At 48.8% G+C, this 8,343-nt stretch carries 8 protein-coding genes; 6 read left to right on the forward strand and 2 right to left on the reverse strand.

Going from position 1 to position 8,343, the window contains the following annotated elements:
- Both J0A68_RS21625 and tnpA read left to right on the forward strand, forming a co-directional pair.
- Positions 1 to 181 (forward strand): hypothetical protein (locus tag J0A68_RS21625; RefSeq protein ID WP_206580339.1); only part of this gene is annotated, 181 nt, incomplete at its 5' end.
- 49 nt (positions 182 to 230) lie between these two features.
- Positions 231 to 692 (forward strand): IS200/IS605 family transposase, encoded by a 462-nt coding sequence (gene tnpA / locus J0A68_RS21630; protein ID WP_206580340.1) that lies wholly within the window; start codon positions 231 to 233, stop codon positions 690 to 692.
- 87 nt (positions 693 to 779) lie between these two features.
- Here tnpA and J0A68_RS21635 read toward each other — a convergent pair whose 3' ends face one another.
- Both J0A68_RS21635 and carB read right to left on the reverse strand, forming a co-directional pair.
- Complete coding sequence (locus tag J0A68_RS21635; protein ID WP_206580341.1) at positions 780 to 1,037, reverse strand: DUF4834 family protein; 258 nt, start codon at positions 1,035 to 1,037, stop codon at positions 780 to 782.
- A 26-nt stretch (positions 1,038 to 1,063) separates the two neighbouring features.
- Positions 1,064 to 3,883: a carbamoyl-phosphate synthase large subunit gene (gene carB, locus J0A68_RS21640; protein WP_206580342.1), complete on the reverse strand. Its 2,820-nt coding sequence runs from the start codon at positions 3,881 to 3,883 to the stop codon at positions 1,064 to 1,066.
- Between the two features lie 182 nt (positions 3,884 to 4,065).
- Between carB and J0A68_RS21645 the strand changes: the two genes are divergently transcribed.
- The 4 genes from J0A68_RS21645 to J0A68_RS21660 all read left to right on the forward strand — a co-directional run bounded on the left by J0A68_RS21645 (position 4,066) and on the right by J0A68_RS21660 (position 8,178).
- On the forward strand, positions 4,066 to 4,749 hold the full coding sequence (locus J0A68_RS21645) for a peptidoglycan DD-metalloendopeptidase family protein (RefSeq protein ID WP_206580343.1): 684 nt from the start codon (positions 4,066 to 4,068) through the stop codon (positions 4,747 to 4,749).
- 13 nt (positions 4,750 to 4,762) lie between these two features.
- Positions 4,763 to 6,211 carry a tyrosine-type recombinase/integrase gene (locus J0A68_RS21650; protein WP_317195144.1) on the forward strand — a complete coding sequence of 483 codons (1,449 nt, stop codon included), beginning with the start codon at positions 4,763 to 4,765 and terminating at the stop codon, positions 6,209 to 6,211.
- Positions 6,212 to 6,275: 64 nt separating this feature from the next.
- Positions 6,276 to 7,172 (forward strand): hypothetical protein, encoded by an 897-nt coding sequence (locus tag J0A68_RS21655; RefSeq protein WP_206580344.1) that lies wholly within the window; start codon positions 6,276 to 6,278, stop codon positions 7,170 to 7,172.
- Positions 7,173 to 7,356: 184 nt separating this feature from the next.
- Entirely contained in the window at positions 7,357 to 8,178 is an 822-nt protein-coding gene (locus J0A68_RS21660; RefSeq protein WP_206580345.1) for a hypothetical protein, read from the forward strand.
- Positions 8,179 to 8,343: the final 165 nt, after the last annotated feature.

Genomic DNA, 8,343 nt, shown 5'->3' on the forward strand with positions numbered 1-8,343 from the left:
ATTGGATCGTCCCGATGGGACTCTTGAGACGACAAACATCTATTTGCTACCGAGCTATCGTCCCGATGGGACTGTTTTTACAGACGAACCCGGTCAGTGCCGTAGGCACGACAGCTTGGTAGAAATCCGACACGATATCCTGTCAGAATGCCGTAGGCATGATCCGATCCCTGCCAATTGAATTCGATCAACCGATTACCTAAATTGATCTAATCCCAATCCATCAAACTATGGCCAATACTTTTTCCCAAATCCACATCCACGTGGTCTTTGCCACGCAATTTCGAAACGCGCTAATCGCTGAAAAATGGGAACAACGCCTGTATGAATATCTTATCGCCATCATCCATAACCAGGGCCACAAGGTGCTGGCCATAAACGGAATGTCTGACCATGTCCATTTGCTTCTCGGTTTTCGCCCCAACCAAGCCTTGAGCGAGCTTGTGCAACAAGCAAAAGCCTCCTCTTCCAAATGGATCAATGAAGAAAGGCTTTGTACCCAGAAATTCGCCTGGCAGGAAGGCTATGGCGCGTTTTCTTACACGAAATCGGACATTCCAAAAGTGACCCACTACATCCAAAACCAAAAAAACCGTCACCAAAAAGTCGGATTTCTTGAAGAATACAAACACATGCTGACTTCACTCGACATCGAATTTGATCCAAAATACATTTTCCAAGAGCCCGCGTAGTTTTACCAAACCCACGAGACTACGGACAGACCGAGAAGAAAAAAGGCCTGTGTATCCACAGGCCTAGGCATAAAAAAAAGTGAAGGATTACTCCTTCACTTCTTCATAGTCGACATACTCGCCGCCTTCGATGTTTTTCTTCCGCTTCTCCAGCTCTTCCTTGGGGATGAAGTCCACGTTGACCGAGTCTTTGGGTTTGGATGCCCGCTGCTGGGCGCGCTGCTGCTCCATGGCCGCTTCGTTGACTTGCTTCGCAAACTGTGCGAGCTTGGATCGGAGAAAGTATCGGATCAGCTGGCCTAGTAGCCAGCCGACACCGAGAAGAATGACGAGAAATTTTACCAAAACTTGTTTTGTTTTTGCGAACGGGATTATCTACTCAGGTACCAGTTTCGCTCGGAGTAGATCTTCAGGAAATAATCGTCCATCAGGTCGTCGATGAAGTAGATCGCTTCCCCGGTGGATTTCATTTCAGGCCCCAGTTCTTTGTTGACATTAGGGAATTTGTGGAAGGAGAACACCGGCTCTTTGATCGCGTAGCCCTTTTTCACCGGCTTGAATTCAAAGTCGGTGACTTTCTTCTCACCCAACATCACCTTTACGGCGTAGTTGACATAAGGTTCCTGATAGGCCTTGCAAATGAACGGCACGGTACGGGAAGCCCGTGGGTTGGCTTCGATCACATACACCTTGTCGTTTTTGATCGCAAACTGGATGTTGATCAGGCCGACGGTCTTGAGCGCCAGGGCGATCTTCGATGTATAAGTCTCGATCTGACGGATCACCAGGTCTCCCAAATTGTAGGGAGGAAGCACCGCGTAGGAGTCGCCGGAGTGGATACCCGCAGGCTCGATGTGCTGCATGATGCCGATGATGTACACGTTTTCCCCGTCGCAGATCGCATCCGCCTCGGCTTCGATCGCACCTTCCAAGAAGTGATCCAGCAGAATCTCATTGTTAGGGATGTCGTGGAGTACGTTGACCACGTGCTCTTCGAGTTCCTTCTCGTTGATCACGATCTTCATCCCCTGTCCTCCCAGTACGTAGCTAGGACGCACGAGCAGCGGGAATCCGATGGTCTTGCAGAGCTCCAGCGCTTCGTCGGTATTGTGGATGGTGCCAAACTCAGGATAAGGCACGTTGTTTTCTTTCAAAAGGGTAGAGAACAAGCCTCTGTCCTCGGCCAGATCCAATGCTTCAAAGCTGGTACCGATGATCTTGATACCGTATTTGGACAGCTTTTCGGCCAGCTTCAGGGCCGTCTGTCCACCCAGCTGCACGATCACGCCCTCAGGCTTTTCATGCAGGATGATTTCGTAGATATGCTCCCAAAACACCGGCTCGAAGTAAAGCTTGTCGGCGATGTCAAAGTCAGTCGAAACCGTCTCCGGGTTACAGTTGATCATGATGGTCTCATAGCCGCACTCTTTGGCAGCCAAGACCCCATGCACGCAGGAGTAGTCAAACTCGATCCCTTGGCCTACGCGGTTAGGGCCGGAGCCCAGCACCACGATCTTTTTGCGGTCGGTTCGGGTCGATTCATTTTCGCTGCCAAAGGACGAGTAGTAGTAAGGCGTCTGGGCCTCAAACTCCGCCGCACAGGTATCCACCAACTTGTAGACACGCTTGATGCCCATCTCTTCGTAGCGCTTGTTGAATACTTCGCTTTCCAGGCAGTCCAGCAGGTGGGCGATCTGACGATCCGCATAGCCCATCTTTTTGGCTTTGTCCATCACCTCAAAGGGAACGCTGTCGATCTTGTATTTGCCCAGCTCGGCTTCGAAATGGATCAATTCCTCGATCTGCTTGAGGAACCACTTGTCGATCTTGGTCAGGTCATGGATGGTACGGAAGGAAATCCCCAGTTTGAAGGCATCGTACACGTGGAAGAGTCGATTCCAGCTTGGGTTGGCCAGAGAGTGGAGGATCTGCGCTTGGTCGGTCAGTTCCTTGCCATCCGCTCCGAGTCCGTTCCGCTTGATCTCTAGGGACTGACAGGCTTTCTGCAAGGCCTCCTGGAAGTTGCGGCCGATGCCCATCACTTCCCCTACCGCCTTCATGGAAAGACCCAGTCTGCGGTCTGCACCCTTGAACTTGTCAAAGTTCCAGCGAGGGATCTTCACGATCACGTAGTCGATCGCCGGCTCAAAGTAGGCCGAAGTCGTGCCGGTGATGGAGTTGGACAGTTCGTCCAGGTTGTAGCCCACGGCGAGCTTGGCAGCGACCTTGGCGATGGGGTATCCGGTAGCTTTGGAGGCCAAAGCCGAGGAGCGGGATACGCGTGGGTTGATCTCGATGCCGATGATGGTCTCGTTGTCTGGGGAGACGGAAAACTGCACGTTACAGCCCCCGGCGAAGTTGCCGATGCTGTTCATCATCGTGATCGCATAGTTTCTCATGCGCTGGTAGACCGTGTCGGGCAGGGTCATCGCCGGTGCCACGGTGATGGAGTCACCGGTGTGCACGCCCATGGGGTCAAAGTTTTCGATGGAACAGATCACGATCATGTTCCCGATATTGTCCCGCATGACTTCCAGCTCGTATTCTTTCCAGCCCAGGATGCTCTGCTCGATGAGCACCTCGTGTACCGGGGAAGCCTGGAGGCCAGCGCTCAGGTATTTTTCGAAGTCTTCGGCTTTTTCCACAAAAGCCCCCCCTGCACCACCCAGGGTGTAGGAAGCGCGGATGATCAGCGGGAAGCCGATCTCCTGCGCGATTTCTTTCCCTTGCAGGAAGGAAGTGGCGGTATCCCCCTTGCACACGCCCACGCCGATCTGCTCCATCAGGGCTTTGAACTTCTCGCGGTTTTCCGCCGTGTCGATGGCGTCGATATCCACCCCGATCATGCGCACGTCAAAGTTTTTCCAGATGCCCGCCTTCTCGCATTCGATGGCGAGGTTGAGAGCAGTCTGTCCTCCCATGGTGGGGAGTACCGCATCGATGTCAGGATGCTCGGTCAGAATCTTCTTGATGGATTTCTTTTCCAGAGGAAGCAGGTACACGTTGTCTGCGGTCACTGGGTCGGTCATGATCGTCGCCGGGTTGGAGTTGATCAGAGTCACGGTGATGCCCTCTTCACGGAGAGACCTTGCCGCCTGGGAGCCGGAATAGTCAAATTCGCAAGCTTGACCGATGACAATGGGACCGGAACCGATGATGAGAACGTGCTTAATGCTACTGTCTTTTGGCATTGTGAGGTGGGATAAGGAAAGAGATTTTACTGATGTCCAAATTGGGGCAAAATTAGAGAAAATTATCCGAAGGGGGAAGGCCGGACTCGGATAAAGTCACCTCCGCACGGAGAAAAAATAAGATCAGTGCCCCTTTTTCGCCCCCGGCCAAATTATTCTGCATCATTCCCTATTTTCACCGAATGAACTGGAATTCCTTTGATTTTTCCCCTGTGATGGGAGTCCCCCTCAGTGCTAAAAACTCCCTCCAACTCGACTTCAGCGCCGCCAATCCCGAGCTGGAAACACTGGATCTGGCCGACACGGCGGCCTTTGAGGCGCAGGTTCTCGGAACGCTCCGGCAGGCCGGAAAAACCTACGGCATAGGCGGCTACCTCGAGCGCCGCGCCATCTACCGGCGCAGCGAGGTCTTCCGGGCTTCGGAGGCCGACTTTCGCAACATCCACTTGGGCGTGGACATCTGGACGGAAGCGGGCGCCCCGATCTACACCCCCTATCCCGGCCGCATCCACAGCTTCCAGGACAATGCCGGCTTTGGCAACTACGGCCCGACGATCATCCTCGAGCATGAGTTGGACGGGCGAAAGCTGCATACGCTCTACGGCCACCTCCAACTCAGCGATCTGGCCGGCCTACAGGTCGGCCTGGAGTATCAGGCTGGAGCCCTTCTCTGCCACGTAGGCCCCTTTCCCGAAAACGGGGACTGGCCCGCGCACCTGCATTTCCAGCTGATCTGGGACCTGGGCGGAGCCTGGGGCGACTACCCCGGCGTGGCTTCGCAAAAAGACCTGGAACACTATCGAGCCAACTGCCCGGATCCGAATGAAATGCTGCGCTGTGGGATACTAAAATCCATTGGTGGCTAAAAAATCAAGCAATGTGAACTTGCCATCCTTTGAATTCTATTGCGGATATTTAGGGTATTTCAAAAATATCCGCAACTCCTATTTTTTGATTGCCATGGCTGTCCCAAACATCGAAATCAGAGTCTCCGGACGAAAGATCCTGGTCAGGATGCCCAAAAACGAGGCCGATATCCAGCTGGTCCGAGCTATCCGCTTTTCCAGATGGAATCCGGGCCTGATGGTCTGGGAGGTGCCCCACTATCCCGGCAACCTCGAGAAGCTTACTTCCCATTTTGGTGATCGAATCAAACTGTTGGAAAAGGACGAGGTCATTTCCACCCTAGCGCCCTCCAGACAGACTATCGCTAAAGACGAACTATTGGCCATACAAACGCCCAACAAACGCCTCAAACTGATTTTTGGCTTCATCCCCGATCTCATCAAGCATATCAAAACCGTCCCCTATGCCAATTGGGACACCAAAAACAAATGGTGGACTATACCCTACTCGGAGCAGTTTCTCCAAGAGATCAAGTCCACCGCTGAGCGGTTGCAGCTAAAATTCACCCACGAGACAGCTCCCCCGTCGGAGCAAGGTCTGCCGAGACTGAGTCCGGAGGACACCGCCCACTACAAGCGATGCCCACAGGAATACCGGGACAAGCTGACCGAACTTCGCTACAGCGAAAACACCATCAAGGCCTACATCCCGCTATTCGAGGAATTTATCAACCACTTTCCCAAGGAAGACCTGGATAGCCTCCATGACCGTCACGTGATGGAATTTTCGAGGTTTTTGGTCGCAGAGCGCAAAGTCTCCGCCTCCTATCAAAACCAAGCCATCAACGCGATCAAATTTTACTTTGAGAAAGTATTGGGTGGACGAAGAAAATTGTATTTTGTGGACCGTCCGGTGAAGGAGAAGACCCTGCCCACCGTATGCAGCGAAGAAGAAATCCAACGAATCCTCTCCAGTATCAAAAATCTCAAGCACAAGGCCATCCTCAGCACGATCTATTCCGCAGGCCTACGCATCGGCGAGCTGATCAACCTGCCCATCACTGCCATAGATTCGGACAGAATGCAGATCCGAATCGAACGGGCGAAAGGAAAAAAAGACCGCTATACACTGCTTTCTCCCAAACTACTGACGCTGCTCCGGGAATATTTCAAAAAAGAGCGACCCCATTTCTGGCTCTTCGAGGGATCGGGTAGCACCTCGGAAAAGCCGATTCAGTACTCCGAGCGAAGCGTGCAGCAGATCCTCAGCAGAGCGCTGCGGGAAACGGGCATTACCAAGCATGTGACAGTCCACACCTTGAGGCATTCTTTTGCCACTCATTTGCTGGAAAACGGCACAGACCTGCGCTATATCCAGAGCCTGCTCGGACACAGTGACCCAAAGACCACCCAAGTATACACCCACATCACCACCAAGGGCTTTAGCCAGATCCGCAGCCCGTTGGACAAACTAGACATATGAAAAATACCCGCAATTGCGGGTATAAACACGTTACCAGCAACCTTAACGAACGACACAGTAAACAATGGCAACAGACGGAGTTAAAATAATTGACGGAGATTTAGCGAGAGATACATACGACCAAATTATGGATTTGTATGACAGTGACGCAAACATTGAAACTATAAGAAAAGAAGTCCCATTTGTTAAGGACGATTACGGACCTGATACTGACTTTTACCACGAAATATTTGTAACCTCTTATGCTTTGGCTTTTTGGGAAATTGGAGAAATGACAGATGAAATTCTCAATGAAGTAAAACGAGTTATTGACTTAAAAGCTGGGGTTAAAGTTTGGATAGAGGAATGCGATGAAAATGAAGGTAAGAAAAGACAAAAAGAACTTGATAAGCTTTTAAAGAAAATCTCCGAACCAAATCAAAAAATCAGAAAACGAAAAAAATATAAGCTAATAAAGAACTTTTATTTTCAACCTGACGATGTGTTAGCTTTCCAACTTTCCGACAAAAACCATTACGCTGTAATTTGCGCCAAAGTAACTCAACAGCGTGGACAATGCACTTATGACCTTGTAGCGACAACTTATAAAGGCAAAACAAAGCCGACAATAGATGACCTAAAAAATTGCTTCATTGCAGGTCGTAAAATCGGTTCAGGTTTTGACCCAAAAACTACTTTATCACATCAACCAAACGTTGACCAAATTTGGCGGTACGTAAAACAAGACAATTTTATTTTTGGACTACCTTATCATTTGGTAACACATCGAGACATCATATCATTTAAAGACAAGTTTGAGGTTGTTGGTAAACTTAAAATAAAGGAGAGTTTCAAAAGAGACGGTGGTTACGGTTACGAATCTTCATTTGAAAGATTTGAAAGTATATTCAGCGACCTTGACAACTATATGAAAGTATTTGGAGAACAAAAATATCCAGTAACCTTACTTTGTGAAATATGAAGACAGAAAGAAAGGCAGCTGGTAACAGGCGTTTGGCTCAATGGCGGGTGAAGTGCTTAATTGAACATTTTACCTCGCAACAACTTTTGTGGTGTATTGACAGTTTTGAGCTCCGAAATCCGCCACTGCGCCAAGCGCCAAAACGTTATGCCTCACCCTAAAAGACGACAACGATTAAAATAAGATGACAGGAACTTTAGCACAAATAATTGCATTGACAGCTTTCGGAAATGACTTCCTAAAAAATGGAACAATCCCGACTGACTTCAATTCTGCAAACACGACATTTCAATTTTGTAATAAAGTTGACTTCAGAGAATTTAAAAAACTGTTCTTCTTTTTAAAACCCAAAGAAACTGTAATTGCAAACAACCCGACAGAATGGTTTCAATATTTAAAAAGTGACGGTTGCAAACATTTAAGACTTTACTTTGAATACTCAAAAGACCAAAGTTTTGCAAAAGACCACAAATTAGCTGGACTTGTTGGCGGTGGCGGAAGTTGGCTAATAGAAGCTGTTTACGACAATTATTCAAACTATTGGGCAAATAGATGGGAAGTAACAAATCAAAATGCTACTGACAGAAAAATCTGGACTGTTAATTACGGAATGACTGTAAAGAAGCAACATACAAGCGACTTACAAATTGACAATCAGAATATAAAAGAAAAACTTCGGCAGACACTGACTGAAATTGCAGATTTTGCATTTAGACAAGATTTAAAAAGTTGGAGTGAACAGTTTGACAAAGCAAAATTGACTTTGGACAGTTTAACTCCTGAAAGCAGTTATTATCATACCGACCTAATTTCAGTTGACAAATATTCTTTGACTGCAAAACAAATTATTTTTTCTGCTGGTTCTGCTTGGGTTTTTGGTGGTATGGGTTCTTGGAACGACTTAGGTTTTGACAGCAAAGAAGACAATGAAACATACGACAGACTTTCAGAACAATTATATTCAAACATTAATGAAGCTATCATTGCAGGGACAAACACATACTGACAGAAAAGAAGGGCGAAGGCATAACAACTAGGTTTTCTTTGCGTCCGCAGGACGAACAATGAAACCGATGTTGCACGGAACCGGGGAGGTTCCTATGGGGATTGAGTCGGGATTTTTGGAGCCGTTTGAGTAGGCTGTTCAGGTCAAAAAGTAAATGATGCCTGC

The sequence above is a fragment of the Algoriphagus oliviformis genome, from assembly GCF_017254915.1.
Taxonomy (GTDB): Bacteria; Bacteroidota; Bacteroidia; order Cytophagales; family Cyclobacteriaceae; genus Algoriphagus; species Algoriphagus oliviformis.